Source organism: Parabacteroides provencensis, assembly GCF_900232875.1.
GTDB lineage: Bacteria > Bacteroidota > Bacteroidia > Bacteroidales > Tannerellaceae > Parabacteroides > Parabacteroides chinchillae.
The window spans coordinates 46,823-73,293 of sequence record NZ_LT960488.1 but is presented as its reverse complement, the minus strand read 5'-3'; the positions used below and the strand labels follow the sequence as shown (position 1 = coordinate 73,293).

The window sequence follows — 26,471 nt, the reverse complement described above, 5'->3', positions numbered from 1 at the left end:
ATGGTGACTAGTCCTAAATAACCGTTACAGTTATTGGACAAAACTAAAACATTTATCACAGTTCAGCAAGGCTAGCCTTGCTGAACTGTTTGTTTTTATAACTTTTAATTTTAATCTGCCTCTGATGGTGCATATACTCCGGTGTTTTGTATCCGCACGAGTAATGTGGTCTGAGATTATTATATTTATAAACAGCATCCTTTACCAGACGCTTCATCTGTGCCAATGGAAGATTAAGGTCTTCAAGCAGAAACTCATGTTTGAGTATCCCGTTTATCCTTTCTGCTATGGCATTTGCATAAGGATCATAGGACTCAGTCATGCTCGGTATGATATGATACCGTTTCAATAATCTCTGATATGCATCGGAGCAGTATTGTATACCACGATCTGAGTGATGTATTAAGGGTTCCTCCCTGTACAATCGGTTGCCGTTGGCCATCTTTAAGGCATTAAGGGTACCCTGAGTGTCCAAAGAACAGGAGAAAGGTCATATCCCATAACCTTCTTTGAATAAGCGTCTGTAACCAATGAGAGATACAAGTGACTGTTTCTATTTCTTATATAGGTTATATCCGAAACCCAGATTTCTTCCGGACGTATAGATTCCATATTTGCCACAAGGTTCTTGTGCCTGCGGAACCGATGGTGGGAGTTGGTCGTCACATGATAGGAACGGACAGGCTTTATGAGCATGTGGTTGGCACGTAGTATGTCAAACAGCCTGTCACGGCCAACTTTCTTCTCTTTCAATACCGGCTGAAGCATATGATAGAGTTTACGGGTACCTATATGGGGCATCTCCAAACGGAGACCCTGTACTATCTCTACAACTTCGGTAGCTTTTTGGCGACTCCTGTCTATACTCCAATGCTGACGGTAATATTTTGCCTGCTTATCCCGAGCAGTCGGCAGATCCCGCTGATACTTACGGATTTTTCTTCTTTGTATTGGAGGACTGTTCGGGAAAGGAGTTTTTTCGGATATCGATGTGATATTCCTTTTCTGCGATATCTATCATCATATCAAAGAATTCGGCTTTTATATCCTTTAATTCGAGTTCCTTCTCCAGGCGGGCGTTCTTGCGCTCCAACAACTTTATTTTCTGCTCCAATTCAAGCAGTTGCTGTTCCTTACTCTTTTCCACGGGACAATGAGATTTGTTTGACACGTCAAAGTTACCATATTTTTCAATCCAACGTTTTAATGTATGGCTTCCTTGTATGCCATATTTACGCTGAATAGTCTCCATACTTAGCCGGCTTGTTTCATACTCTTGAACTACTGATAATTTAAAGGACATGCTGTAATCCTTTTGTGTACGTCTAATGTACTTGGTTTCTGACTTTTTCATTTCGTTACTTAATTTGGTGTAACGCTATTTTAGGACTAGACATGGAGAATAAAAACATACTTTTTTCCAGGAAAATGTTTGGAATTATCAATCCTATTACATATCTTTGTGAAAAGAAAGATGAGTTAAGCCGCACTTGTTCGATTGGGAAACTCATCAGTTTATTCAATTCCGAGACATAGCTCTTGTTGCTAATGGCGGGCCGCGCCCTTCGGGGTATGTTTAGCACGGCGGATTACAAAGGTGACAAAGCACTCAAATCCTGTCATACGGAGTTTGTTCATATCTACGGTGCGGCTTTTTCAATACGGAAGGGAAAATCTCAAATGAGGTTTTCCCTTTTTTATTGGATATGAGCTCGCATTACGGTATCCATAACAGAATTGGACAATAAAATAGGAAACGATTTGAGCTTTTCTTGTTTGCAAAGTTCTTTATTTTGCATTATCCTTCTATTTTTGTAAAAGTATGCATTTGTATAATACCTGCAAAACATCCGTTTCTTGTATTTTCGGAAGTATAAAGGTGGCCTCCTTTAGCGACTTTTTAGTATATGTATCTTGGGGAAGAAAACTAATCTTCGTATATTTACCCGCCAAGAAAGAAACACTTAAATAATAACCGATTCTATGCAACTGCCAAAACAGTCATTTAAACATGTTGCTCTCTGTATGGTCGCTTCGGCGTTCCTCATGGGAGCTTGTACACCCAAACAAACCATGCGGGTAAACCTTATTCCCAAACCTGCCGAAATGGTAGTTGGCACCGGCTACTTCCAAGCCGATACCAACCTGCTGATGGGAGAGGGGCAATCCGGTACTATCCGGTATATCCTCCATGAAAATTTTGATGGTGGAAATCTCGAAGCCTACCGGCTCAAAGTCACTTCGAAAGGAATTGAAGCGGAAGCGGCTACCGGCGCCGGCTTGTTTTATGCCAAACAGACGCTTCGTCAGTTAGTCACCCCCGAAGGTATTCCTTATGTCGATATTTATGACACTCCTCGTTTTCCTTACCGTGGGTTGCATCTAGACGTGTCTCGCCATTTCTTCCCCAAAGAGGAGGTATTTAAGCTACTTGATGCTATGGCTTATTATAAACTGAATACTCTTCATTTCCATCTTACCGATGCCGGAGGCTGGCGTTTTCAAAGCGATAAATACCCTAAACTGACTGCCGAAGGTGCTTTCCGTACAGAATCCGACTGGCAGAAATGGTGGGACGGCAAAGACCGCCAATACCTTCCTGAGGGCACTCCCGGTGCTTATGGAGGATATTATACCAAAGAGGATATCAAGCAAATGGTGGCCTATGCTACCGAACGCCACATTAACATTATCCCCGAAATCGAATTCCCAGGCCATTCGGATGAAGTGTTGTTTGCCTATCCGGAATTGTCCTGCTCGGGCAAGCCCTATCAGAACGGCGATTTCTGTATTGGCAACCCAAAGAGTTTTGCTTTTATGGAGGATATACTGACGGAAGTAACAGACCTTTTCTCATCCAAATACATCCATATCGGAGGTGATGAAGCCGGGAAAGGCGCCTGGAAGAAGTGTCCTAAATGTCAAGCTTTGATGGCCAAAAAAGGCATGAAAAGCGTAGACGAACTGCAAAGTTATATGATACACCGCGCCGAAGAGTTCTTGATTTCTAAAGGCCGAAAACTGATAGGCTGGGACGAGATACTTGAAGGCGGTCTGGCGCCGGAAGCAACCGTGATGTCGTGGCGCGGCGAAAACGGAGGTATTAAAGCTGCCCGCATGGGACACGATGTGATTATGACTCCCGGAGGTTATATGTATTTCGATTTTTATCAGGCCGATCCTAAAACACAGCCGTATGCAATTGGCGGTTATACGCCGGTTAAGCATGTATATAGCTATAACCCTGTTCCCGTCGATTCATTGACTGCGGAAGAGAGCAAACATATTATAGGCGTGCAAGCTAATACGTGGACTGAGTATATCCAGACAACCGATCATTTAGAATATATGATGTTTCCCCGTGCTCTTGCGCTGGCCGAAATTGCCTGGACACCGCAAGACTTGCGTAGCTGGGAAGACTTTAAGCCACGTATGAATGCCAATATTCCGGTATTGCAAAAGATGGGTATAAATACTTTCACTTTGTCGGATGAAATAGAAGCTGTGATGAAAGTAGACGCAGTAAAGAAGCAGATAGAAGTTGTGCTTGATGCCGAGAAATATCCGGCCGAGATCCGCTATACAACCGACGGATCTGTACCTACAGCTTCTTCAACATTATATAAAGGAGCTATTGTTGTGAAAGACTCCGCTTATATCAAAGCTGCCATTTTCCGTGACGGCAAGTTGCAGGGGACGCCTACTGAAAAGAAAGTAGACTATCACCGGGGCATCAACAAACCTATACATTATAACAGTAAACTCTATAGCGGATATATGGCCGGCGGAATGAATGCCCTGCTGGATGGCTATCGTGGCGGTCTTACCTATTTGGACGGACGTTGGCAAGGGTATCTGAATGACCTCGACTGCGTGGTGGATATGGAAGAAGCAACAGATATACATAAAGTCTCTATCCGTTTTATGCAATTGATAGGTCCTGGCGTCTTTCAACCGGGTGAAGTGGAACTGTTAACTTCCGAAGATGGCGAAAACTTCATATCCCGGGGAGTTGTTCCTACAACGATATCCAATACGGATAAAGATCTTTCTTTCCAGGAATATACGTTCTCCGGCGATTGGAAAGCCCGGTATATCCGCCTGAAAGCAACAGAAGTAAACAACGGTTTCATCTTTGCAGACGAGATAGTAATCTGGTAGATCGGAGGAAGACTTTCTACTTACGCATGGGAAGTCTTTTTACTTATAACTCGGTAATAATACTAAAATTAATAGATAAATGAAGAAGCAATTAATGACCTTTCTCTTGTGTGGCGGCCTTATGGCATCGGCACAACAACCGGTAGATTATGTGAATCCTTTCATAGGGACGAGCAATTACGGGACAACTAATCCCGGCGCTATATGCCCGCAAGGAATGATGAGCGTTGTTCCTTTTAATGTAATGGGTTCCGCAACGAATAAGTTCGACAAAGATGCCCAATGGTGGAGTACGCCGTATACGTCGGACAACAACTTCTTTACCGGTTATTCTCATGTAAACCTTAGTGGTGTAGGGTGCCCGGATTTGGGCAGTTTGCTTTTGATGCCTACAAGCGGCGAACTTAATGTAGATTATAAAGAATACGGCAGCCAGTATAAAGATGAAACGGCTCATCCCGGCTACTATAGCAATACGCTGACTAAATATGGAATCAAGACCGAGGCCACAGCAAGCATGCGTACCGGACTTAGCCGCTTTACTTTTCCGAAAGGGCAGGGCAATATCCTGATGAATCTGGGTGAAGGCCTGACAAACGAATCGGGAGCAACCGTTCGCATCGTGAACGATACAGAGATAGAAGGAAGCAAATTACTGGGAACTTTCTGCTATAATCCGCAAGCCGTGTTTCCTATCTATTTTGTAATGAAGGTGAGCAAAGCTCCCAAGCAAATGGGGTATTGGAAGAAACAACGCGAGATGAAAGGCGTAGAGGCCGAATGGGATGCCTATTCCGGCAAATATAAACTGTATACCAAGTATACCCGCGAAATGAGTGGCGATGATGTTGGCGTCTGGTTTACTTATGATACAGACGAAAACGAAGTTATAGAGGTGAAAGTCGGCGTTTCTTTCGTCAGCATCGAGAATGCCCGTCTGAATATGAATACGGAGCAACCCAACTTCGAATTCGATAAAGTACGTGCAGCAGCCAGCGCGATGTGGAACAACGATCTTTCGCGGGTGAAGGTAGAAGGAGGCACAAATGACGAGAAAGCAATCTTTTATACCGGCATGTATCATCTGCTGATCCATCCGAACATTATTCAGGATGTGAACGGAGAATATCCGATGATGGAAAGCCTGAAAGTTGGCCATACAACAGGCAACCGTTATACAGTTTACTCTTTATGGGACACCTATCGCAATGTCAGCACGTTGATGACACTACTTTACCCCGAACGTCAGCTCGATATAATCCGTACCATGATCGATATGTACAAGGAAAGCGGCTGGTTGCCCAAATGGGAGCTTTACGGACGGGAGACACTCACCATGGAAGGTGATCCTTCCATACCTTATATCGTAGATGCATGGATGCGCGGTTTACGCGATTTCGACGTGGAAACAGCTTACGAAGCTATGCGCAAAGGAGCAACTACTCCGGGCGAATTTAACCTGCTCCGTCCGGATGCAAACGATTATTTCAGCAAAGGCTATGTGCCACTGCGCGAACAATACGACAACTCAGTCTCCCATGCTTTAGAATATTATATTGCCGATTGGAACCTGGCCAACTTTGCCGGAGCTTTGGGCAAGAAAGAAGATGCCAAGCTATTCCGCGACCGCTCTTTGAGCTATAAACACTATTATAGTAAAGAGTTCGGCACGCTTCGCCCTATTTTGCCGGACGGGACGTTCTATTCCCCTTTCGATCCGAAGCAAGGCGAGAACTTTGAACCAAGTCCGGGCTTCCATGAAGGCAATTCATGGAACTACACCTTCTATGTGCCGCACGATATTAAAGGGTTGGCAAAGTTGATGGGCGGTGATAAGAAGTTTGTAGACAAACTTCAGATGGTGTTCGATAAAGGGTATTATGATCCGGCCAATGAACCCGATATTGCATATCCTTATCTGTTCAGCTACTTTAAAGGCGAGGCCTGGCGTACGCAGAAGATTGTCCGTCAATTGTTGAAAGACTCCTATCATAATGCGCCGAATGGTGTGCCGGGCAACGAGGATACGGGAACGATGTCTGCCTGGGCTATTTTCTCCATGATGGGATTCTATCCGGCCTGCCCCGGAGATGTGAACTATGTAGTAACTTCGCCAACGTTTGACAAGATAACGATCCAACTGGATAAGAAGTTCTATCCCAAAGGCCGGTTGGTAATAGAGTCTGTACACAATAAGCCGGAAGATATTTATATCAAGGACGTATATGCCGGTGATAAGAAACTGAGAGGTTATACCATTTCACAGGAAGAACTTGTAAATGCAGGCGTACTTAAATATATTCTGGAAGATACACATAAGTAATTAAGAAGAGGCTGTCAAAAGCCGGAATTAAGGAACGCAGACCCTATTGATTTTATTAATAATCAATAGGGTCTGCGTTCTTCTGCGTGTTCTACATCCGGTAATACAAATCCGGGGGGGGAGGGGCATCTCTTTCAACCAAAAGCGTCGGCTGCCCACTGCCGGCTGCAGAAATCATTGACACTCCCCTGATTGAAGCATCTCCCTACTTAGGGAGATTATTTCCCCCTAGCTAGGGAGATTGTTTCCCCTTATCTAGGGAGATTGTTTCTCCCTACCTAGGGGGATGGTTCAACCAGGGAAGGGCGGGAAGCCGAATGAGGCTAAGACAAAGAGGATGTACAGGCGGCGGTATATCCGGGCTTGGGAAAGTCTGGGCTTATTAGAACCACTTGATCTTTCTGAATATGAAGAATGCTGTAGCAGATAGAAAAATGGAGCATAAAACAATGAGAATAAACCCGTGTGGCATGTCTTCCATATAAATTGGAACATTCATACCATAAAAGCTGGCAATTAACGTAGGCACCATCAGGATAATGGATAAAGACGTCATGCGTTTCATAATTGTATTCACATTATTGGATATAATAGAGGCAAAGGCATCCATCGTACCGGTAAGAATGTCGCTGTATATGTTTACTGTCAGGTGAGCCTGCTTCAACTCGGTTTCTACATCCTCTACTAATTCTTTGTCCATATAAATCGGGTCCTGGAAAATACTTTGCAGTTTGGTAAGCATCACTTCGTTGCCGCGGATAGAGGTATTAAAGAAAACCATACTCTTTTCCAACTTCATCAGCGTAAGCAAATCTTCATTGCGGATGCTTTTCTCTAATGCCTTCTCTGCCTGCGAAACGGCATAATTTATTTGTTTCAGGTATTTCAGATACCAAACGGCAGACGAATGAATAAGACGTAATATCAAATCATATTTATGCCGTACTACCACTTCCTTGCGGCGTGTGTACCGGATAAAGTCAGAGATCAGTTCTGTTTTATAATAGCAAACCGTTACTATAATTTCATTATTTGTGATGATTCCGATAGGTACGGTAGTAAAAAGAATCCCTTGCTCTTTGCTTTGTACCGGAATACGCAGGATCGTAAGCAACCATTTTCCCTCATATTCAATGCGGGCACGCTCGTCGGTGTCGGCAATGTCGCTAAGAAAAGATTCGGGAACCTGGAATTCGTTAATAAGATATCGGATATCGTCCGTAGTGGGGCATTCTACATTAACCCAGCAGTTAGGAAGCCATTGCTTTTTTTCTACAAAGCCGGCTTCACAATAAAGAAAACTTCTCATTATTGCCTCCTTTCATCATTGTTGAGTGCAGAGGATAATGAGGTGGTATATCCTCCGCGCTACATTAATTTGTACTTGTCTGTCTGTTCTCGCGGAATACTGTCGTCCATAATTGATAATTACTTTTTACGGTCGCAAAGATAGTCTTTTTTTCTGTATACTTTGGCAAAAAATGTTACCTTTGATTCCCCAATTAAGTAATGAACAATGGCAGAAGGAACCAAGAATACAGGAAGAGGAAGACAGAAGACAGTGGTAGTGCCCGATATGGGACGTTTGCAACCACAGGCTCGCGAACTGGAAGAAGCTGTGCTGGGGGCATTGATGCTCGAGAAAGACGCATATTCAATAGTAAGTGAAATATTGAAGCCAGAGTGTTTTTACGAAAAGTCGCATGAGAAGATTTATTCTGCTATTGTAGACCTGGCTATCAGCCAACGTCCGGTAGATATGCTGACTGTGACCGAGCAGTTGAAACGCAGAGGCGAGCTGGAAGAAGTGGGAGGACCTTTTTATATTTCCCAGCTAACCAGTAAAGTGGCCAGTAGCGCCCATATAGAATACCATGCCCGCATTATTGCCCAGAAATATCTGGCACGCGAACTGATTTCTTTCACAGCTATGGTTCAGGGCAAAGCATTTGACGAAACCATTGACGTAGACGATCTGATGCAGGAAGCCGAAGGCAAACTGTTCGAAATATCCCAACGTAATGTAAAGAAAGACGTTACCCAGATCAATCCCGTAATCAAGGATGCAATGGAGATGTTGCAGAAAGCAGCCAACCAGAAGGAAGGCTTGAGCGGTCTGCGAACCGGTTTCGAAGGGCTTGACAAGATTACTTCGGGTTGGCAGAATTCCGACCTTATCATTATAGCCGCCCGTCCTGCGATGGGTAAGACTGCGTTTGTGCTTTCTATGGCTAAGAATATGGCGGTTAACTTCAATACTCCGGTAGCTTTGTTTTCGCTTGAAATGAGCAATGTGCAGTTGGTGAACCGTTTGATTGTGAACGTATGTGAGATTCCGGGCGAAAAGATTAAGAGCGGACGCCTGGAGAGCTACGAATGGGAGCAGCTGGACTTTAAAATCAAGGAACTTTATGATGCGCCTATTTATGTGGATGATACGCCCAGTTTGTCAGTCTTTGAATTGCGTACCAAAGCGCGCCGTCTGGTGCGCGAACATGGCATCAAATGTATTATTATTGACTACCTGCAGTTGATGAATGCCAGCGGTATGAACTTCGGTAGCCGTGAACAGGAAGTAAGTACCATTTCGCGATCTCTGAAAGGCCTGGCTAAGGAGTTGAATATTCCTATTATTGCCCTGTCACAGTTGAACCGTGGTGTTGAAAGCCGCCAAGGAGTAGAAGGGAAGCGCCCCCAGTTGGCCGATTTGCGTGAATCAGGTGCAATTGAGCAGGATGCCGATATGGTTTGCTTTATTCATCGTCCCGAATATTATAAGATTATAGAAGATGAACGTGGAAACTCATTGATAGGCCTTGCCGAAATCATCATTGCCAAACACCGTAACGGTGCAACAGGAGATGTGAGACTCCGGTTCAAAAACGAGTTTGCCAAGTTTATGAACATAGAAGAAGACATCCCGATCCGCGAGTTCTCTTCTAATATGAACAGTGCGCCGGAACCTTTGCCTCCTATACCTCCGGCAGGTGCCGATTTCCTGAATCAGGGAAGCAGCAACGAGGTACCGTTTTAGCGGATAAAATACATTATGGCGATAGGCAGTCTTTCCTCCTTGCAGGTTTATACGGGAGAAATTATATCTTTAGGTGTGGCGGCTTCGTGGACAATAACCGCATTATGTTTTGAGTATGCCGGCAAGCGGATAGGGGCGTTGCCACTTAATATAATCCGCTTGCCGGAATGGTGGTTACCCTGTTTGGTATCGGTCTTTCCATTGTGGGCCGGGGTGGTGGCGGGCCCGAAAAATGGCATTTTACACTTCCTGCCAAAGGCATCTTATTTGGCATAGGTGCCGGAGTAGGGCAGGGCGTAGGCTTGGTGTTCAGTAAATTAGGAATGTCCTGTTATATGGAAAGTGCCGATCCTGCCAATACAGTCGTTGTACAAATGATTCCATTTGCCTCTACGTTGATACGTGCCATAGTGGGAGTGAGCGGCTTTTTGATCGTAATGCTGTCTATGCGGCAAGGCAAAGCCTTTGTCCGTTCCTTTGGCGACTGCAAAGCAATGACGGCGGCAACCGGGGGGAACCATATTCGGCCCGTTTCTGGGTGTCTCTTTCTCGTTAATGGCTGTGCAATATACGGGGGCTGGCATTGCCTCCACATTGATGGCGCTTACGCCGATAATCATTCTGGCACCCGCTTGGTTTTTCTTTAAGCAGAAGGTTACTTTGAAGGAAATTATTGGAGCGATAATCAGTGTGTGCGGCGTATCGTTGTTCTTTGTCTGATCGCCGCATCACACTGTTTAGATGAGTTGCATGGTTTATTCAGATCATTCCCACGGAGTAAGCGTTACGTTGCGGAACTGTACTTCCTTGCCTTCGCTTTGCAGACCGATATAACCGCTCTTTTGGTTGCTTGTTCCTATATTCTTAAGTGCGCCGTTAACATAAACGGTAATTACACCATTCTTCACGAAGATGTTTACTTCGTTCCATTCTCCTGCAGGCTTTTCTGTGTCTTCCCCCAATTTCTTTACAACGGGAAACATCGGACGGGGCTCGCCGGGCTTGCCCTGATATTCGGCCAAATCGGCACCGTTAAGGGCAACAAAGTCGCCTGCATTGTCAAGCATCAGGTTGCATTCGATACCATTCGGGAAGGGATTTGTCGGATCGGTGATCAGTAGAAAAATGCCACTATTTGCTTTTTCTTTACCGTTTGGCCAGCGGTATTCCAAATGCAATTTGTAGTCGCCGTACTTTTCTTTCGTGTACATATAGCCGAAAGGCTGGCCGGTGATGTTTATTATGCCGTCTTTTACGGAATATACCTGATCGGCGGGAACTGAGTTTTTGTCTACTACAAAATTCCAGTTAGAAAGGTCTTTGCCGTTAAACAACTTGATAGTTTTCTGTGCAACAACTTCACTTCCAATGCACAAAAGGGCAACAGCTATGGCTGCCAGAGAGATTAGTCTTTTCTTCATGGTATTAAATATTATATAATTAGTCTGCAATGAGTTTACGGTAGCGTACACGTTTTGGTTCTACGTCTCTCAGTTGTTTACGCTTATATTCTTCATAATCGGAATACGTACCTTCGTAAAATACAACATTTGAATCCCCTTCAAACGAAAGGATATGCGTACAGATGCGATCAAGGAACCAGCGGTCGTGTGAAACAACAACGGCACAACCGGCAAAGTTTTCCAATCCTTCTTCCAGTGCACGGAGCGTATTTACGTCTATATCGTTGGTAGGTTCGTCCAGCAACAATACGTTTGCTTCCGCTTTTAGGGTAAGAGCCAAATGTAACCGGTTTCTCTCGCCGCCGGATAATACGTCACAAAGCTTTTCCTGGTCGGCTCCTGCAAAATTGAATTTGGAAAGATAAGCGCGCGAGTTGACTTCTTTGCCTCCGACGCGTATAAACTCTTGTCCTCCGGAAACAACTTGGTAAACGGTTTTCTTCGGGTCAATATCTTTGTGGGTCTGGTCTGCATAGCCAATCTGAACCGTTTCGCCCACTTCAAAAGAGCCTTTGTCAATGCTTTCCATTCCCATAATCATCTTGAATAATGTCGTTTTTCCAGCACCATTAGGGCCAATAACGCCAACAATTCCATTGGGAGGGAGCATAAAGTTCAGATCGTCGAATAACAATTTGTCGCCAAAGGCTTTTGCTACGTGTTGCGCTTCTATTACTTTATTACCGAGACGCGGTCCGTTCGGAATAAAGATTTCCAGTTTGGCTTCGCGTTCTTTCTGGTCTTCATTCAAAAGAGCCTCATACGAGTTCAAACGGGCTTTGCCTTTGGCCTGACGTGCTTTCGGAGCCATATTGATCCATTCCAGCTCACGTTCCAACGTTTTACGACGTTTGCTCACCTGTTTTTCTTCTTGAGCCATACGTTTTGTTTTTTGATCCAGCCATGACGAATAGTTGCCTTTCCACGGAATACCTTCTCCACGGTCTAGTTCAAGAATCCATCCGGCCACATGATCCAGGAAGTATCGGTCGTGTGTGATGCAGATAACTGTGCCTGGATATTGCTGTAGATGCTGTTCCAGCCAGTCTATGGATTCGGCATCCAAATGATTGGTTGGTTCGTCCAGTAACAATACGTCGGGTTGTTGAAGCAATAAGCGGCATAAGGCAACTCGACGGCGTTCGCCTCCTGATAACGTGTCAACTACCTGGTCTTCGGGCGGACAGCGAAGAGCGTCCATGGCACGTTCTAGACGGCTGTCCAGGTTCCAGGCATCCGTTGCATCTATCTTATCCTGTAATTCAGCCTGACGAGTAATCAAAGCATCCATCTTGTCAGGATTTTCCAATACTTCGGGGTCACCAAATTTTTCGTTCACCTCTTCGTACTCTTTCAGTGTGTTAACAATATCCTGTACACCTTCCTGTACGATTTCCTTCACAGTCTTTCCCGATTGCAATTTCGGGTCTTGTTCCAGATAGCCAATTGAATAACCAGGTGAGAAAATCACATCTCCCTGGTACTCTTTTTCAATGCCGGCGATAATTTTCAATAAGGTAGATTTACCGGAACCATTTAAACCGATAATACCAATCTTAGCTCCATAAAAGAAAGAAAGATATATATCTTTTAGTACCTGTTTCTGAGGCGGGAACATCTTGCTTACGCCCACCATAGAGAAAATAATTTTCTTATCGTCTGCCATATTGTTAGATATATAATTATAAATAGTTTGTTTGTAGACAAAAGTACATGATTATTTTGGTATACTCTAAAACTTTTCCTGTATTCTAAAAAAAAACTCTCAAAATTTGTATAATTAAACTCTACGCTTTATCTTTGCACCCGCATTACAGAAGTAATGCATAGGATGATTCGCTAGCTCAGCAGGTAGAGCACATCCCTTTTAAGGATGGGGTCCTGGGTTCGAACCCCAGGCGGATCACTCAAAGAAAGAGGCTTAGAGATTTATCTCCGAGCCTTTTTCTTTGGTACGACATTAAGCTGTGACCTGCGTGTAACCTCAAGATCATTATTTGCTTTATTTCTTTGATAATCAAATGAATAACAAGTAATCAAGCATACCCAGCGGGATCACAAAGGCGATAAATCATTGATTTGTCGCCTTTTTCGTATCTTAACGGCTGATTGCTAACTATTTGATAATCAAATACCTCTAAATCCGTTTTTAGTGTCGCTCTTAGTGCCGTATTTAGTTACGGCCTTAAAGTCGTGGGACTTACGACCGTAAAAAGTAACCAGATCGTAACCAAGGTTCAGAAAATCGTGTAACCTATTCCATCGAATGATTAGTGTCGGTATTGGTGTCGCTTAATTGATTTTTAGTGTCGTTTCTTGTGTATCTATTTGTTTCTATGGTAATTAAACTCAAACTACCTTTGCCGTAGTAATTGTTTAACACTAAAAAAATAGAAACAGATGAAAAGTACATTCACCGTTCTCTTTATTATTCAAAAGGGAAAACCCAAAGCTGATGGCCGAGTGCCGATTATAGCAAGAATCACAATCAACGGCAAAATGTCCCACTTCTCCACCAAGTTTGATATTCTTGGAAAATCTAGTGTAAGATGCCCCCTAAAACCAAGCGATTCTATCCCCTTGTGCCAAAATAATCCTGCCCCCTTGATTCCAATATAAAAATGCCCCTGTCAGACAATGTCCGGCAGGGGATTTTTCGTAGATTTGATTCCTGTCTTGACCGGTGGGATAAAATCATTTCTATTATGACAACAAAGATAGCAAACATTCTCCAATGTTACGCATTGGGGATGGGGATAAAGCAGATAAGCAGGAGCTTTGAGCTGTCCCGCAACACGGTGCGCAGATATGTGCGCCTGTTTCAAGAGTGTGGCATACCGATAAAGGAACAGGCAGCCATGCCTTCCGCGCGCATCCAGGAGATGTTCTCCGAAGGTATTGGCCGCAACAGGGTTCCGTCACAACACTAGCTTGAGCTTGAGGCGCTCCTTCCTGAGTATGCCGCCCGGCTTAGCCGCCGGGGCGTAACAGTGAAAACCCTGTACAAAGAGTATCGCGAGACCCACCCTGACGGATACAGACATGCCAGTTTCGGCAGCTATCTCATGCGTTACCGCATGGTGACACATGTCGTAGGCCATGTCGAGCATTATGCCGGAGACCAGATGTATATCGACTTCGCCGGTGACAAACTTGAAGTCGTTGACAGTGAAAGCGGTGAATGTCGCAGCGTTGAAGTGTTCGTGGCCATACTCCCATGCAGCCACTATACCTATTGTGAGGCGGTCTGGTCCCAGTCAAGGCAGGACCTGATCAAGGCGTGTGAAAACGCACTTCATTTTTACGGCGGGGCTCCGATGGCAATAGTACCTGACAACCTCAAAGCGGCAGTAACCCGCAGCGACCGTAACGAGCCGATAATCAACGAGGAGTTTGCGGCATTTGCCGAGCATTATGGATGTACCGTATACCCTGCACGGGTACGTCATCCAAAGGACAAGGCCTTGGTGGAAAATGCCGTGAAACTGCTTTACCGCTCGGTGTATGCAGACATCGAAGGGCTTGTGTTCAACTCGCTGGAATCTCTGAATGCGGCCATCTTCGAATCGCTCTCGTCCTTCAACGGACGCAGGATGAGCGGACGTCCCCTGTCCAGACGGGAACAGTTTGGACAGATTGAATCCGACTGCCTCCGCCCGCTTCCCGCCATACGTCATCATATGAAAGAACGACGCTCCGCAACGGTAATGCGGAACAGCTACGTCACCTTCCGGCTTCACCATTACATTGATGATGAAGTCCCAGTAACATCTACCCACAAAAACATCCGCGGAACAGCCTACTTCGCAAAATCAAAACATTTAAATAAGAACAACAATGGAAACAAATAATCTTACCACCCCAATAACAGTCGAAAAAGACCGCAACACGTTGACGGTTGAACTGATGAACCGCATGAAACTACACGGCATGGCCTCTGCCTTCACTGAAAGCCTGACCTCCACCATGGCCGAAACAATGACAATCGACTCTTTCCTACATATGTTACTTGCCAGGGAATGGGATTACCGCGCCAATGCGGCCATCCAACGCCTTATACGCGGGGCGGCGTTCCGCTACAAGGCCTGCCTCGAACAGATAGACTATGCAATCCCGCGTGGTCTTGACCGTAACCAGATGGAACGGCTTGCATCACTGGAGTTCATCCGTCAGGGACAGAACCTCTTCATCACAGGTTCGTCTGGAACCGGAAAGAGTTTCCTTGCCACAGCCATGGGGTATGAAGCCTGCAAGAAGAGCATACGTACATACTATGCAAATGCCCCGAAACTTATGGGCACGCTCAAGGTGGCAAAGGTAAAAGGCACACTGGAATCGGAACTCAAGAGAATCGAACGGAGCGCGCTACTCATCTTGGATGACCTCTTCCTTGTGAGTCTTGATGCCAAGGAACGTCCCATACTGCTCGATATAATAGAGGACCGGCATGGACGCAAGTCCATCATCATTACCTCGCAACTGTCGACAGACAATTGGTATGATGCAATCGGAGACCCTACCGTAGCAGATGCCATCATGGATCGTATCATACATACGGCCCACCGGATTGAGTTAACTGGGGAAAGCGTACGTAAGATGGCGGTGTACAAAGGAAAATAAGTTAAAATAATAATGACCCCACCGGTCAAGACTTTTGAAGGGGGCATTATTGAATATTTTCAGGGGATAGAATCACTTTGGTTTTAGGGGGCATCTTACACTGGATTTTCCACACGGGTATTGGATCAGCATATTTTCAAGGATATGCAAAAAGTGAATAGCTGTTTATCAGAGTTGGCTATATAATTATTATCTGGCAGTCTGTCCTTTCACACTTCAAAACAAAAGGATGGACTGCCATTATACAAAATAAATACAACCTCAGTTTTTAAAATTTTCTAATAGGCTTATCTTATTTGTAATATGTGATAAAGTAAAAATTCCTCTATATTGATGTTCTGTCCATTCTAGAGCTTCAACTAAAGTCTTATTATCCATAAATTTTGTAGTAAATAAAAGTTCACGATTTTTATTTGGTTCTTTGTCTGTTATCAATGAAACGTGAGCATATCCTTCAACCGCATAACATGCTATTAACTGAGCAATAGTAAATAAGAAAAAACGATTGCGATACTTATTATATGATTCATCTACTTTAAATATGCATTGAGGAATACTATTTTCTAGCCGATCTACCAAACCTTGAATATCATAATTCTTATGGCATATCTTCTCATATAAGTCCGATTCGCATATATGAAAATAAGTTAGCAAGAAAAGTACATCAGGACAAATATATTCATTATGCGAAAACATTTTTAATGACAACCGAGTATTTGTGAAAATTTTCTCTATTTGCCTTAAAGTTAAATTCTTATGTTTAAAAAGAGCTTGAGCGATTTTGAGAAAGTTATCCTGTTCATTATCTCGTTTGAAATATTGCCCCCTTTCTTCTGTTCCAAAGAATGCATCAAAATTATAAAATTCATATAAATAGCTACTGAATTTATCTACATCAGGATCTGGTAAGGTATATTCAATATCAATAAATCTCTTTAAGTATTCATCTGCATCTATTAAATCACTACCATAATATCCTCGTATAGAATTACTTAATTGTTGTTTATCTATGGATATAACAAATACAATATTAGGTATATTGAAAAGATGTTTTATCCTTTCCAATACCTTTACAGCATAATAAGGATTACACCTATCTAGTTCATCAACAATGAAAACCAAAGGTTTGTCGTTGCAAATATCTAACACAAAATTCGATAATTCGGCATGGAATTGCTCTAAACATAATTTCTGCTTCTCATAGCTTTCAATTTCTTCCTTTAATAAAGAAGCTCCTTCTTCTATACTATCGGAGCAAATATCAACAACATCTTCACCTGCATATTTTTTTAGTATTCCTTTAGCTATTGCAGGGGCTGCTTTCAGAACTATTTTTCCTGCTGTGCTTATAACTGATAAAAGTGCATCTTCTTTCTTCTTTTGTGAACTTACCTTTTTTAGTTCACCTAACAAACCAACAATCGGATCTGAAATAAAATCATTTTCCCATGCATTAAAATATAATGTATGAAAATCATCTAGTTTCAAATATTTTGCCCACATCTCAACAAACGTAGTCTTCCCGGTTCCCCACTTTCCATTTATAGCTAATACACACCCCTCATTGTAAGTCAAAACAATTGCTTTCAATATATCTGCATATTTTTCTCTGCCCAACTTACAGTTTAAGAAAGGATTCTCATCTGGTATATCTAGTTTTTGCAGTTTACATTTCATAAACGTATTATTATATTGTTAGAAATAAATATTCAAGATCTATAAATATCACAGCAAATATAGCGCATTTTAATGATTTAATTTTAAGTAGCATAAGTTTTCCAGAACTCAATATGAAGCATTGACAAAGGTAAGTTCCGTATTTAACCTGTTCAAGTCCAAGCCTTCGGTTTAGATGAAAATCTTCCTCTCATTTCATTTCGAGCGTATTTTCATCTAAAGACTTGCACAGACTAAATACTTCACTGGAAAAGTCAATGATTCAAATTAAATTCCGAAAAACAATGTTTTCGGGGTTGGCAATGAAGAAAACGTCTTCCACTTGAATAGAATTTAAACAAGTTTTTCATACAGTTTGAACCAATCCAGCCCGTAGTTGCCAAAGCCTAAATCTACGGTATCAATGTATTCAAAACCGCATTTCTCATAGAGGGAGATTGCCGGAAGATTATTTTCATACACATCCAAACGAATGGATTTTATGCCTGATTGTTGAGCTAATTCAAACGAATAGTTCATCAAAGCACGACCAATACCCATTTTCAAGAATGAGGGATGCACTACAAAAGTGCGTATCACAAAAATACGGTTATAGTCAGCTTCAATTTTCCACCTTACATTGTTATAGGCTTCATCGGGATGATGGTCTAAGATAATAGAGCCAGCTATCTTTTCATCATGCCTGACAACAAAAAGAGTATTATTTTCTATGCCAGCAACCGCATCTTCACGAATAGGATAAATGCCTTTTATCCATCCGGGATAATTGGTGGTAGCTGATAGATAATCATTCAGATCATCATATAACTTTTCTAATTCGTCAATGTCGGCAGTCGTACCGGATTCTATTACAAACTTCATAATTTCAACTGTTTGGGATGCAAAGGTATAATTTCCACCTTAATTAAAGAGCTTTCCTTTTAAGATAGTGGAAATCATACTCTTTTAGATAGTTATTCTTTCCAGCTTTCAAAGTAGTGCTTTTGGAGCAGCTTATCAATATCGCTCTGGCGATAGATGATTTTACCTTTTATCTGGATAAAGGGGATTAGCCCTGTATCTCGCCACTCTTGCAGGGTTCGCAAACTGACATTCAGTTTCTTGGAAACTTCATTATTAGAAAGAAAGCGTTCCCCGTTCAAGTGGGGCTTGTAATGCTTAACTATAGATTCAATGCCATTCAGCATCGAATCGAGTGAAGAAATAAATTCTTTGACTTGTGGGGTATCTTTATTTATTAGTTCCATGATTGAAAGATTGTTTTATTGAAATATTGATTTCAAGATGGCTAGATGGCTGGTTAGTTACACAGATAGTTACCCAGCGATGAAATGCTAAGTACATCTTTTGCCGGATCATAATCTACATAGAGCCGTTTGGATGTAATGGTAATAAAATACTGGCTACCATCTTGCTGTATCTCATAAGTAACGGGTGAAGCCTGTTTGGTGGGCGACAAGATATACAATTCTATAATATACTGATATTATGTTTTATGATTATTATTTAAGGCTAAATCCGCAAATTAGTACCATTTTAGTATCACTATTTAGCCTTTATGTAAATTATGGCTCACCTTAATATTTTGCCACTTTATCGGATTGATATATAGTGATGTTTGCGCACTGACGTAGGGACACAGAAGATTATGGATGAAAAGCTAAAAGTCTATAAGCGACAATGTGAATATCAATATCGACGCCATTTGAAAGTATTACCTTTCTTGCAGATTTTCACAATAATTCGACGGTGTCATTCCTGTTTGCTTTTTGAACATCCGGCTGAGATGCTGTGGATATTCGAAGCCCAATCCGTATGCTACCCGTGCAATGCTTTCACCTGTGGCAAGTTCGTTTTTTGCCAGTTGTATTATGTATTGGCGGATATAATTGCTTGCAGTATCACCCGTTGTCTTTTTTATCATATCCCCGAAATAATTCGATGACATGCAAAGTTTGTCGGCGCAATACTGCACCGTCGGCAAGCCGTGTGTCAGTTGCATGTTCCCGTCAAAGTAATCGTGCAACAAACGGTCGAATTTCATCAACATATCCGAATTATCGAGTTTCCGGGTGATGAACTGGCGGTTATAGAAACGCTGGCAGAAGTTCAGGACCAACTCGATATAGCCCACAATGATGGAGTCTTGAAGTTCATCGTGCCTTTTCTGGAGTTCATCCCTTATCTGGCGCATCAGTGCTGTCAAGATACCATGTTCTTCGTCGGTCATGTGCAGGGCTTCATTGACACGGTAATCGAAAAAGGAATAATTCTTTATCGCCTTTTCCAATGGAGTGCCGTGCAACAGGTCGGGATGGAACAGCAACGCCCAGCCCGTCAGTATCACCCGTTCGCCGTTGTCCTCTTTCCCGCCGATCTGTCCGGGGGCAACGCAAATGACCGTTCCCTTCTTGTAGTCGTACTTCCCGCAACCGTATGCCAGGTTTATTTCCGCTTCGTTATGAAAGAAAATGCCATAGATGCTGTAATTGTTCAGGCTATGACGTATAGGGGATACTTCCGCGTAGTCAATGACACTGACCAGCGGATGCCTGTCGGTATGTCCTACCCACCGGCTATAATCGCCCACGTTTCTGACCTTCAGAATTTTGTTCATAGCATCTTATATAACTCCTTTCTTGCGAATGCAAAGATACATTATTTCAATCACATAGCCGAATGTCAGGCATGAAATTCAGTAAAAGTGATACAAGTTACCCACTTATCGTTAAGTCCGCTGTCATGTAAGCCGGTAATTTTGCATCATCAAAAGAAATCAAATGATGAATGAACGAATTGACATTCCAGCGGAATTGTATGAAGATGAAGTCGTGTGCTTCTTTGCAGACCGTTATCATACTTCTACCGAAAATGTAGTGAGATGTTTTCTCGTGCAGGACGGGATTTGCCCGGAACAGGAAAATGAACCCATAATTTTCCGGTTGGAAGATAATGAAATGGAGATTATGCGGGGCTTGACTTATGGAGGTCATTCTTAAAAATTACAAGATTTATGGACAGAAGAGATTTTTTGAAAATGTCATCAATGACGGCCTTACTGGCAGCTGGGGAATGGACGGGATTGTCGAAAGTCTTTGCCCAATCTACGTCGCGGTCTAAAAACGGTTATTCGAACGGGAATAATCCATCGGGGAATATGGAATACAGAAACCTCGGAGGATTGGACGTGTCGGCCATCGGTCTGGGCTGCCTGCCGATGGTAGGCTATTATGGCGGGAAATATGAAAAAAGGGATATGATTGCCCTAATCCGACGTGCATACGACAAAGGTGTGACCTTTTTCGATACAGCGGAGGTGTACGGGCCGTACACCAGTGAGGAATGGGTGGGCGAAGCCTTGCAGCCGTTCCGAGACAAAGTGAAGATAGGGACGAAGTTCGGTTTCGGTGTGGAGGAAGGTAAGCCGACCACACTCAACAGCCGACCCGACCATATCCGCCGTGCCGTGGAAGGTTCGTTGCGCCGCTTGCGTACCGACCATATCGACTTGCTTTATCAGCACCGTGTGGACCCGCAGGTGCCGATGGAAGAAGTGGCAGAGATGGTAAAACAACTGATGCAGGAGGGAAAAGTGTTACATTGGGGATTGTCTGAAGCCAGCGCACGCTCCATCCGTCGCGCTCATGCCGTATGTCCTTTGTCGGCGGTACAGAGCGAATATGCTATCTGGTGGCGAGAACCGAAAACAAAGATATTTCCGACGCTTGAAGAACTGGGCATCGGTTTCGTTCCCTATTGCCCGTTGGGACGTGCTTTTCTCACGGGCGTAATCAACGAGAACAGCCACTTCAAACAGGGAGACCGCCGATGGAATCTGCCGCAATTCACACCCGAAGCCTTGAAGCAGAATATGCCGCTCGTCGCCCTTGCCCGCAAATGGGCGGAGCGCAAAGGCATTACTCCGGCGCAGTTCGCCCTCGTGTGGATGCTTTCGCGCAAGGCGTGGATAGCCCCGATACCCGGAACGACCAATCCCGCCCATCTCGATGATTTTCTCGGTGCGGCAACCGTTCGTCTCACTCCCTACGAAATGGAAGAGTTCGACAAGGAATATGTGCGAATAGACCTCATGGGACACCGCGCCGACCCGTTTACCGAAAGCCAAATCGACAAATAAAGAGTATAAATGATGAAAAAGTTTTTATTGATTCCGTTTTTATTGTTTGCCGTCTTTTCCATGGCGGCTTGCGGAGGCGGTTCTGACGAGCCGTTCACTCCTGAACAGCCCGAACAGCCGGAAAATCCGGGCGGCGGTGATGATTCCGACGATAACCCCGACACGCCTACTCCCGGTGGGAACGGTCGTTACCTCGTCCTTTATGCTTCCCGCACGCACAATACAGAGCGTGTGGCGCAACTGATTCGGAAGACACTCGACTGCGATATGCTTGAAGTGGAGCCGGAAACGGCATACGACAATGATTACAACTCCATGTTGGAACGGTCGCAAGAAGAACTGGCTGCCATCCGTCAGGGCAATTATCCGCCTGTCAAAACCTCGATGGAGAGTTTTGACGGTTACGACATCGTATTCGTCGGTTATCCAATCTGGTACGGCAGTATGGTAACACCGATGCAAACATTTCTACATTCCCATGCCTCCAAACTTGCCGGAAAACGAATCGCCCTGTTCGCCACCAGCGGCAGCAGCGGCATTTCCACTTCTGTCAATGAAGCCCGCTGTCTTTGCCCCGATGCAACGATAATTGATCGAACCCTGTTACTGACCTCTTCGGGCCTTTCGCAAATGGCGACACATGTCCCGTCATGGCTTGAAGAAATCGGGGCAAACCGGGATGAAACGGAAAGACCTGGAGAAACATCCATGAAAGTAAAATATCGGTCGGCAACCGCACTATTACCGCCACGATGGAGGACAATGCGGCAGGCAGGGATTTCCTCTCCCGTCTCCCGTTAGAGGTTACGCTGAACGATTACAACAACACGACCGAAAAAATATTTTATCCCGATCCGGCTCTGACGACCGAAGGAGTGACACGCGGCTGCACCCCTACACCCGGCGACATCACCATCTATGCGCCGTGGGGCAACGTGGCGATTTTCTGCAAAAGTTGGTCTTATAGCAACGACCTAATTAAAATAGGCCGTATCAATGGTGACGGCATCGAGGCTCTGAACATTGGTGGCGATATAGTAGTAAAATTTGAAAGGCAATAAGTATGACTATAGAAGATTTCAAGACATACGTAAAGACACGGAAGCCTCTTGATACGGAGGAAATACACCGTTTTATGGACGAGATGAGTAACGAGGCCCGTCGCGTCACGTTCCGCCTGAATACGGCTTATCATACGCCGGATGAAGTGCGCGAATTGCTTTCCGAGTTGTTCGGTTATGAAGTACCGCAATCGCTTCGTGTTTTCCCACCCCTCTATGCGGATTTCGGGAAAAACATCACCGTAGGCGAAAATATGTTTATCAACGCCTGCTGTCATTTTCAAGACCACGGTGGAGTCATGATAGGCGACGGATGCCAGATAGGTCATAATGTGGTCTTTGCTACGCTCAACCACGGTCTTGCACCAGAAGAACGAAAGTCCACTTATCCTGCACCTATCGTATTAGGCAGGAATGTGTGGGTCGGCTCGAACGCTACCATTCTGCAAGGCGTAACCATTGGCGACAATGCCGTCGTTGCGGCAGGGGCGGTCGTCACGAAAGACGTAGCGGCAAACACGGTCGTGGGCGGTGTCCCTGCACAGTTCATCAAGAATATTAACGACAAGTAATAACTTAAAAACAGACTGATATGTTAGGCAATTTCACTTTTCACAATCCCACGAAACTATACTTCGGGGAAAACTCATTGGAGAATTTGGGTAAAGAACTGGGCAAGTACGGAGAAAAAGTAATGCTGGTGTACGGCGGCGGGTCTGTCTGCGACTATTGCAAGGCGGTAGCCGGTTCTACCTACTGCGAGCATGACCCGTGGGAATATTATTTCAACAATTTCGGGGAAATGACCTGCCGTTGGATTCCTGTCGGCTGCGTGCTCACGATGGCGGGAACGGGGTCGGAAATGGACAGCTGTTCTGTTATCTCCAAGCACAGCGAGAACCGGAAGAAGTTCTATTATTTCCGCAATCCCGATTTTTCCATTCTCAATCCCGTTTACACCTATACCGTGCCCAGACATCATACGGTGACAGGCATTTACGACATCATGTCGCACATTTTGGAACAATACCTTTCGGGGACGGACGACAACACGACCGACTACATCGCTGAAGGGCTGATGCGTTCCCTCGTTGTCAGCTCCCGGAAAGTGCTCGGCAACCCTGAGGATTACGAAGCACGCAGCAACATCATGTGGACCGCGACATGGGCTTTGAACGGACTTCTCGCCTGCGGCAAACCCACCGACTGGATGGTACACATGCTGGGGCAGGCTGTCGCCGCCTATACCGACGCGACCCACGGGCACACGCTTTCGGCTGTCAGCGGGGCTTACTACCGTCTGCTCATCAAGCGTTCCGAAGAGGCGGTGAAGAAATTCCGCCGGCTGGCAACCATCGTGTGGGATGTTGTCCCGGCAGGAAAGACGGACAAGGAAATTGCGTTGGAAGGGCTTGCACGGATGGAGGCATGGATGCGGGAACTGGGACTGGCGATGGACATCACGGCTTGCGGTGCCGATGCGTCGCAGCTTGAAGGCATGGCCGATGCATGCCCCATCAACGAAAGCGGCTATGTCATCCTCACCCGTGAGGATGTAATCGAGGTGTTGCGTCAAAGCCTTTAATACCATTTTGAGGATGAGTAAATCAATATTGACCATCTTGTTTCTCTTACTTTTGCTGTCGTGCAATACGCGACCGGCAAAGGAGGGAAACAAACAAAACAGTACGGAAATGGGAAAGAAGAATATCGGAAACCTGCTTGCTCTCTATCCCAAACCGCTGACCGTTGTCGGTGCGGAGGTCGAGGGCAAGGTGAACTGGCTCGTCGTGGGGCATACGGGTATCATCGGTCACGACCGGATTCTCGTGAGCATGAGCAAAAGCCATCATACTAATCAAGGGATAAGGAAGTCGAAGAAGCTATCGATTAACCTTGTCAGTCGTGAAATGTTGCCCAAGGCCGACTATGTGGGCAGCGTGAGCGGCGCATCGGTCGATAAATCAAACGTATTCGAATACCATTGGGGAGAGAACGGTACGCCCGTAATCGACGCCTCGCCACTGACGATGGAGTGCGCCGTGGTGGACATCTATGAAACCGAAGGCTTCGACAATTTCATCTGTTCCGTGGCAAACACCTACGCCTCGCCCGATGTGCTTGACAACAACGGGAAATTGGATTATACGAGGCTGAAACCAGTCTTGTTCGAGTTCCCGACATACTCTTATCTTGCTACGGGAGAAGTTATCGGCAAATGCTTGAACTTGGACAAGCAGCCGGGAATGTGCGCCAAGGAGCCGATGACCGCCGACGGTATGGTGCGCCTGTCGAAAATCGAGGTTTACCCGCAATATCTCGACGAATATATGAAATACGCAACCGAGGTGGGCGAAGTCTCCCTGCGTACCGAACCGGGCGTATTGACGATGTACGCCGTCAGCGAAAAGGAGAATCCCTGCAAGGTAACAATTCTTGAAACATACGCAAGCCGTGAAGCATACGAGAAGCACATCGCCTCGGAACACTTTCAGAAATACAAGCAGGGAACGCTGCACATGGTCAAGTCATTAGTGCTGGCAGACCAGACGCCGCTCAACCCTGCGAACAAAATCAATAACTTCATTCAGTAAAGAATCATGAACCGAATTATTTTAATTACAGTATTCACCGTTTTAACATTTAATGTTATGGCACAGGAAAAGATAGTACAGACAGCCGGGCGCAACCAGTTAGGCGAGTTCGCCCCGAAATTCGCAGAACTCAACGACGATGTTCTTTTCGGCGAGGTATGGAGCTGCATCGACAAGCTCGGTCTTCGTGATCGCAGCTTGGTAACGATTACCTCTCTTATCAGTCAAGGTATTACGGACAACTCGCTGACATATCATTTGCAGTCGGCGAAGAACAATGGAATCACCCGTACCGAGATAGCCGAAATCATCACGCATATCGGTTTTTACGCGGGTTGGTCCAAGGCTTGGGCGGCATTCCGTCAGGCGAAAGACGTATGGGCGGAAGACACGACCGGCGAGGATGCTAAGGCTGCCTTCCAACGCGAAATGATTTTCCCCATCGGCGAACCCAACACGGCGTATGCCAAATATTTCACCGGCAACAGTTACCTCGCACCGGTTTCGCGTGAGCAGGTAAACATCTCGAACGTGACTTTCGAGCCTCGCTGCCGCAACAACTGGCACATCCATAAGGCCACGAAAGGCGGTGGACAGATGCTTATCGGTGTGGCCGGACGCGGCTGGTATCAGGAAGAAGGCAAACCGGCGGTAGAGATTTTGCCCGGCACGGTCATCCACATTCCCGCCAGCGTGAAACACTGGCATGGTGCGGCAGCCGATAGTTGGTTCGCTCACCTTGCATTCGAGATTACAGGTGAGAACACCTCCAATGAATGGTTGGAACCAGTCACCGACGAAGAATATGACAAACTCAAATAGTAAACATCATGTATAGGTTTTTATTGATATTGCTGTCGGTGGTAGGCATGGCGACCACCACCGACGCACAGCAAAGAAAGGATATGAGCAAAGGAAAATCAAACAACAATGTACTGGTTGCCTATTTTTCGGCGACGGGAACGACGACGCGAGTTGCCGAAAAACTGGCGAACGCTACGGGCGGAGAGCTTTATGTGATTACGCCTGCCAAATCTTACACGAGTGCCGACCTCGACTGGAACGACAAGCAGTCGCGCAGTTCGGTAGAGATGAACGACCCGAAGTCGCGGCCGGCAATCAAGAGCAAAAAGGAAAACATCACCGATTACGATGTCGTCTTCATCGGTTATCCCATTTGGTGGGATCTTGCGCCACGTATTATCAATACGTTCATCGAAAGCCACGACCTGAAAGGTAAGGCAGTCATTCCTTTCGCCACATCCGGAGGCAGCTCGCTCACAGGCAGTGCTGCGGCATTGAAGAAAACCTACCCCACGCTGAACTGGAAAGAGGGACGCCTGCTTAATCGTGCTGATGAGAGAAGCATTCGTGCATGGCTCGACAAGTTGGGGTATTAA

At 45.0% G+C, this 26,471-nt stretch carries 25 protein-coding genes, 1 tRNA gene and 5 pseudogenes; 19 read left to right on the top strand and 12 right to left on the bottom strand.

What is annotated here, in order from left to right:
- Positions 1-55 precede the first annotated feature (55 nt).
- The 4 genes and pseudogenes from CTY47_RS17185 to CTY47_RS17175 all read right to left on the bottom strand — a co-directional run bounded on the left by CTY47_RS17185 (position 56) and on the right by CTY47_RS17175 (position 1,354).
- Complete coding sequence (locus CTY47_RS17185; protein ID WP_233202057.1) at positions 56-322, bottom strand: transposase; 267 nt, start codon at positions 320-322, stop codon at positions 56-58.
- 39 nt (positions 323-361) lie between these two features.
- Positions 362-442, bottom strand: a pseudogene (locus CTY47_RS17605) (hypothetical protein); the annotation flags it as partial.
- A 2-nt stretch (positions 443-444) separates the two neighbouring features.
- Positions 445-768: a hypothetical protein gene (locus CTY47_RS17180; protein ID WP_233202056.1), complete on the bottom strand. Its 324-nt coding sequence runs from the start codon at positions 766-768 to the stop codon at positions 445-447.
- 160 nt (positions 769-928) lie between these two features.
- Complete coding sequence (locus CTY47_RS17175) at positions 929-1,354, bottom strand: transposase (protein ID WP_233202055.1); 426 nt, start codon at positions 1,352-1,354, stop codon at positions 929-931.
- 629 nt (positions 1,355-1,983) lie between these two features.
- Between CTY47_RS17175 and CTY47_RS00320 the strand changes: the two genes are divergently transcribed.
- Together CTY47_RS00320 and CTY47_RS00315 are read left to right on the top strand one after the other, a co-directional pair.
- On the top strand, positions 1,984-4,161 hold the full coding sequence (locus CTY47_RS00320) for a glycoside hydrolase family 20 protein (protein ID WP_099462898.1): 2,178 nt from the start codon (positions 1,984-1,986) through the stop codon (positions 4,159-4,161).
- 79 nt (positions 4,162-4,240) lie between these two features.
- Entirely contained in the window at positions 4,241-6,484 is a 2,244-nt protein-coding gene (locus CTY47_RS00315) for a GH92 family glycosyl hydrolase (protein WP_099462897.1), read from the top strand.
- A gap of 382 nt (positions 6,485-6,866) precedes the next feature.
- Here CTY47_RS00315 and CTY47_RS00310 read toward each other — a convergent pair whose 3' ends face one another.
- Entirely contained in the window at positions 6,867-7,793 is a 927-nt protein-coding gene (locus CTY47_RS00310) for a magnesium transporter CorA family protein (protein WP_099462896.1), read from the bottom strand.
- A 207-nt stretch (positions 7,794-8,000) separates the two neighbouring features.
- On the opposite strand from CTY47_RS00310, the gene dnaB reads away from it, so the two are divergent.
- The 3 genes from dnaB to CTY47_RS17165 all read left to right on the top strand — a co-directional run bounded on the left by dnaB (position 8,001) and on the right by CTY47_RS17165 (position 10,238).
- Positions 8,001-9,518, top strand: coding sequence for a replicative DNA helicase (gene dnaB / locus CTY47_RS00305; RefSeq protein ID WP_099462895.1), 1,518 nt, complete (start codon positions 8,001-8,003; stop codon positions 9,516-9,518).
- Between the two features lie 15 nt (positions 9,519-9,533).
- Positions 9,534-9,794 (top strand): hypothetical protein, encoded by a 261-nt coding sequence (locus tag CTY47_RS17170; RefSeq protein ID WP_233202054.1) that lies wholly within the window; start codon positions 9,534-9,536, stop codon positions 9,792-9,794.
- A 279-nt stretch (positions 9,795-10,073) separates the two neighbouring features.
- Positions 10,074-10,238 (top strand): EamA family transporter, encoded by a 165-nt coding sequence (locus CTY47_RS17165; RefSeq protein WP_233202053.1) that lies wholly within the window; start codon positions 10,074-10,076, stop codon positions 10,236-10,238.
- A 44-nt stretch (positions 10,239-10,282) separates the two neighbouring features.
- On the opposite strand, the gene CTY47_RS00295 is transcribed toward CTY47_RS17165, so the two are convergent.
- Both CTY47_RS00295 and ettA read right to left on the bottom strand, forming a co-directional pair.
- Complete coding sequence (locus tag CTY47_RS00295; protein WP_099462894.1) at positions 10,283-10,939, bottom strand: 3-keto-disaccharide hydrolase; 657 nt, start codon at positions 10,937-10,939, stop codon at positions 10,283-10,285.
- A 19-nt stretch (positions 10,940-10,958) separates the two neighbouring features.
- The gene (ettA, locus tag CTY47_RS00290) at positions 10,959-12,647 is read right to left on the bottom strand and encodes an energy-dependent translational throttle protein EttA (protein WP_099462893.1); all 1,689 of its coding nucleotides are present in this window, start codon (positions 12,645-12,647) and stop codon (positions 10,959-10,961) included.
- 167 nt (positions 12,648-12,814) lie between these two features.
- On the opposite strand from ettA, the gene CTY47_RS00285 reads away from it, so the two are divergent.
- From CTY47_RS00285 to CTY47_RS00265, 5 genes and pseudogenes are all read left to right on the top strand, one after another.
- Positions 12,815-12,887: transfer RNA gene (locus tag CTY47_RS00285), tRNA-Lys, on the top strand.
- 494 nt (positions 12,888-13,381) lie between these two features.
- Positions 13,382-13,600: an Arm DNA-binding domain-containing protein gene (locus tag CTY47_RS16870; protein ID WP_099462892.1), complete on the top strand. Its 219-nt coding sequence runs from the start codon at positions 13,382-13,384 to the stop codon at positions 13,598-13,600.
- An 86-nt stretch (positions 13,601-13,686) separates the two neighbouring features.
- A pseudogene (gene istA / locus CTY47_RS00275) lies at positions 13,687-14,727 on the top strand (IS21 family transposase); the annotation flags it as partial.
- Positions 14,728-14,818: 91 nt separating this feature from the next.
- Entirely contained in the window at positions 14,819-15,601 is a 783-nt protein-coding gene (gene istB, locus CTY47_RS00270) for an IS21-like element helper ATPase IstB (protein ID WP_099462891.1), read from the top strand.
- 108 nt (positions 15,602-15,709) lie between these two features.
- Positions 15,710-15,787: pseudogene (locus CTY47_RS00265) on the top strand (tyrosine-type recombinase/integrase); the annotation flags it as partial.
- Positions 15,788-15,862: 75 nt separating this feature from the next.
- Here CTY47_RS00265 and CTY47_RS00260 read toward each other — a convergent pair.
- From CTY47_RS00260 to CTY47_RS00240, 5 genes are all read right to left on the bottom strand, one after another.
- Positions 15,863-17,278: a KAP family P-loop NTPase fold protein gene (locus tag CTY47_RS00260; protein ID WP_099462890.1), complete on the bottom strand. Its 1,416-nt coding sequence runs from the start codon at positions 17,276-17,278 to the stop codon at positions 15,863-15,865.
- 333 nt (positions 17,279-17,611) lie between these two features.
- Positions 17,612-18,139 (bottom strand): GNAT family N-acetyltransferase, encoded by a 528-nt coding sequence (locus tag CTY47_RS00255; RefSeq protein WP_099462889.1) that lies wholly within the window; start codon positions 18,137-18,139, stop codon positions 17,612-17,614.
- A 92-nt stretch (positions 18,140-18,231) separates the two neighbouring features.
- Positions 18,232-18,525, bottom strand: coding sequence for a helix-turn-helix domain-containing protein (locus tag CTY47_RS00250; protein WP_004293696.1), 294 nt, complete (start codon positions 18,523-18,525; stop codon positions 18,232-18,234).
- Positions 18,526-18,578: 53 nt separating this feature from the next.
- A complete protein-coding gene (locus CTY47_RS00245) occupies positions 18,579-18,755 on the bottom strand; it encodes a DUF3876 domain-containing protein (RefSeq protein WP_099462888.1) in 177 nt (58 codons plus the stop codon).
- 237 nt (positions 18,756-18,992) lie between these two features.
- Complete coding sequence (locus CTY47_RS00240; RefSeq protein WP_099462887.1) at positions 18,993-19,895, bottom strand: helix-turn-helix domain-containing protein; 903 nt, start codon at positions 19,893-19,895, stop codon at positions 18,993-18,995.
- Positions 19,896-20,058: 163 nt separating this feature from the next.
- On the opposite strand from CTY47_RS00240, the gene CTY47_RS00235 reads away from it, so the two are divergent.
- The 9 genes and pseudogenes from CTY47_RS00235 (at position 20,059) to CTY47_RS00200 (ending at position 26,471) form a co-directional block, all read left to right on the top strand.
- Entirely contained in the window at positions 20,059-20,277 is a 219-nt protein-coding gene (locus tag CTY47_RS00235) for a hypothetical protein (RefSeq protein WP_233202050.1), read from the top strand.
- Positions 20,278-20,291: 14 nt separating this feature from the next.
- On the top strand, positions 20,292-21,416 hold the full coding sequence (locus CTY47_RS00230; protein ID WP_099462886.1) for an aldo/keto reductase: 1,125 nt from the start codon (positions 20,292-20,294) through the stop codon (positions 21,414-21,416).
- A 9-nt stretch (positions 21,417-21,425) separates the two neighbouring features.
- Positions 21,426-21,992, top strand: a pseudogene (locus tag CTY47_RS00225) (flavodoxin); the annotation flags it as partial.
- Positions 21,993-22,046: 54 nt separating this feature from the next.
- A pseudogene (locus CTY47_RS17515) lies at positions 22,047-22,477 on the top strand (cyclophilin-like fold protein).
- Positions 22,478-22,479: 2 nt separating this feature from the next.
- Positions 22,480-23,049: a DapH/DapD/GlmU-related protein gene (locus CTY47_RS00220; protein WP_099462885.1), complete on the top strand. Its 570-nt coding sequence runs from the start codon at positions 22,480-22,482 to the stop codon at positions 23,047-23,049.
- Positions 23,050-23,069: 20 nt separating this feature from the next.
- Complete coding sequence (locus CTY47_RS00215) at positions 23,070-24,062, top strand: iron-containing alcohol dehydrogenase (protein ID WP_099462884.1); 993 nt, start codon at positions 23,070-23,072, stop codon at positions 24,060-24,062.
- A gap of 13 nt (positions 24,063-24,075) precedes the next feature.
- The gene (locus CTY47_RS00210; RefSeq protein ID WP_099462883.1) at positions 24,076-25,071 is read left to right on the top strand and encodes a flavin reductase; all 996 of its coding nucleotides are present in this window, start codon (positions 24,076-24,078) and stop codon (positions 25,069-25,071) included.
- A gap of 6 nt (positions 25,072-25,077) precedes the next feature.
- Positions 25,078-25,893, top strand: coding sequence for a carboxymuconolactone decarboxylase family protein (locus tag CTY47_RS00205; RefSeq protein WP_099462882.1), 816 nt, complete (start codon positions 25,078-25,080; stop codon positions 25,891-25,893).
- Between the two features lie 8 nt (positions 25,894-25,901).
- Complete coding sequence (locus tag CTY47_RS00200; RefSeq protein WP_099462881.1) at positions 25,902-26,471, top strand: flavodoxin; 570 nt, start codon at positions 25,902-25,904, stop codon at positions 26,469-26,471.

What these genes read in the sequence shown, in the direction of transcription:
- CTY47_RS00240 (WP_099462887.1), bottom strand. Translation starts at nt 19,895, where the DNA reads ATGAACAAAATTCTGAAGGTCAGAAACGTGGGCGATTATAGCCGGTGG.
- CTY47_RS00220 (WP_099462885.1), top strand. Translation starts at nt 22,480, where the DNA reads ATGACTATAGAAGATTTCAAGACATACGTAAAGACACGGAAGCCTCTT.
- CTY47_RS17170 (WP_233202054.1), top strand. Translation starts at nt 9,534, where the DNA reads ATGGCGATAGGCAGTCTTTCCTCCTTGCAGGTTTATACGGGAGAAATT.
- dnaB (WP_099462895.1), top strand. Translation starts at nt 8,001, where the DNA reads ATGGCAGAAGGAACCAAGAATACAGGAAGAGGAAGACAGAAGACAGTG.
- CTY47_RS00250 (WP_004293696.1), bottom strand. Translation starts at nt 18,525, where the DNA reads ATGGAACTAATAAATAAAGATACCCCACAAGTCAAAGAATTTATTTCT.
- ettA (WP_099462893.1), bottom strand. Translation starts at nt 12,647, where the DNA reads ATGGCAGACGATAAGAAAATTATTTTCTCTATGGTGGGCGTAAGCAAG.
- CTY47_RS17175 (WP_233202055.1), bottom strand. Translation starts at nt 1,354, where the DNA reads ATGAAAAAGTCAGAAACCAAGTACATTAGACGTACACAAAAGGATTAC.
- CTY47_RS00205 (WP_099462882.1), top strand. Translation starts at nt 25,078, where the DNA reads ATGAACCGAATTATTTTAATTACAGTATTCACCGTTTTAACATTTAAT.
- istB (WP_099462891.1), top strand. Translation starts at nt 14,819, where the DNA reads ATGGAAACAAATAATCTTACCACCCCAATAACAGTCGAAAAAGACCGC.
- CTY47_RS00320 (WP_099462898.1), top strand. Translation starts at nt 1,984, where the DNA reads ATGCAACTGCCAAAACAGTCATTTAAACATGTTGCTCTCTGTATGGTC.
- CTY47_RS00200 (WP_099462881.1), top strand. Translation starts at nt 25,902, where the DNA reads ATGTATAGGTTTTTATTGATATTGCTGTCGGTGGTAGGCATGGCGACC.
- CTY47_RS00235 (WP_233202050.1), top strand. Translation starts at nt 20,059, where the DNA reads ATGATGAATGAACGAATTGACATTCCAGCGGAATTGTATGAAGATGAA.
- CTY47_RS17185 (WP_233202057.1), bottom strand. Translation starts at nt 322, where the DNA reads ATGACTGAGTCCTATGATCCTTATGCAAATGCCATAGCAGAAAGGATA.
- CTY47_RS17165 (WP_233202053.1), top strand. Translation starts at nt 10,074, where the DNA reads ATGGCTGTGCAATATACGGGGGCTGGCATTGCCTCCACATTGATGGCG.
- CTY47_RS17180 (WP_233202056.1), bottom strand. Translation starts at nt 768, where the DNA reads ATGCTTCAGCCGGTATTGAAAGAGAAGAAAGTTGGCCGTGACAGGCTG.
- CTY47_RS00255 (WP_099462889.1), bottom strand. Translation starts at nt 18,139, where the DNA reads ATGAAGTTTGTAATAGAATCCGGTACGACTGCCGACATTGACGAATTA.
- CTY47_RS00210 (WP_099462883.1), top strand. Translation starts at nt 24,076, where the DNA reads ATGAGTAAATCAATATTGACCATCTTGTTTCTCTTACTTTTGCTGTCG.
- CTY47_RS00215 (WP_099462884.1), top strand. Translation starts at nt 23,070, where the DNA reads ATGTTAGGCAATTTCACTTTTCACAATCCCACGAAACTATACTTCGGG.
- CTY47_RS00230 (WP_099462886.1), top strand. Translation starts at nt 20,292, where the DNA reads ATGGACAGAAGAGATTTTTTGAAAATGTCATCAATGACGGCCTTACTG.
- CTY47_RS16870 (WP_099462892.1), top strand. Translation starts at nt 13,382, where the DNA reads ATGAAAAGTACATTCACCGTTCTCTTTATTATTCAAAAGGGAAAACCC.
- CTY47_RS00315 (WP_099462897.1), top strand. Translation starts at nt 4,241, where the DNA reads ATGAAGAAGCAATTAATGACCTTTCTCTTGTGTGGCGGCCTTATGGCA.
- CTY47_RS00310 (WP_099462896.1), bottom strand. Translation starts at nt 7,793, where the DNA reads ATGAGAAGTTTTCTTTATTGTGAAGCCGGCTTTGTAGAAAAAAAGCAA.
- CTY47_RS00260 (WP_099462890.1), bottom strand. Translation starts at nt 17,278, where the DNA reads ATGAAATGTAAACTGCAAAAACTAGATATACCAGATGAGAATCCTTTC.
- CTY47_RS00295 (WP_099462894.1), bottom strand. Translation starts at nt 10,939, where the DNA reads ATGAAGAAAAGACTAATCTCTCTGGCAGCCATAGCTGTTGCCCTTTTG.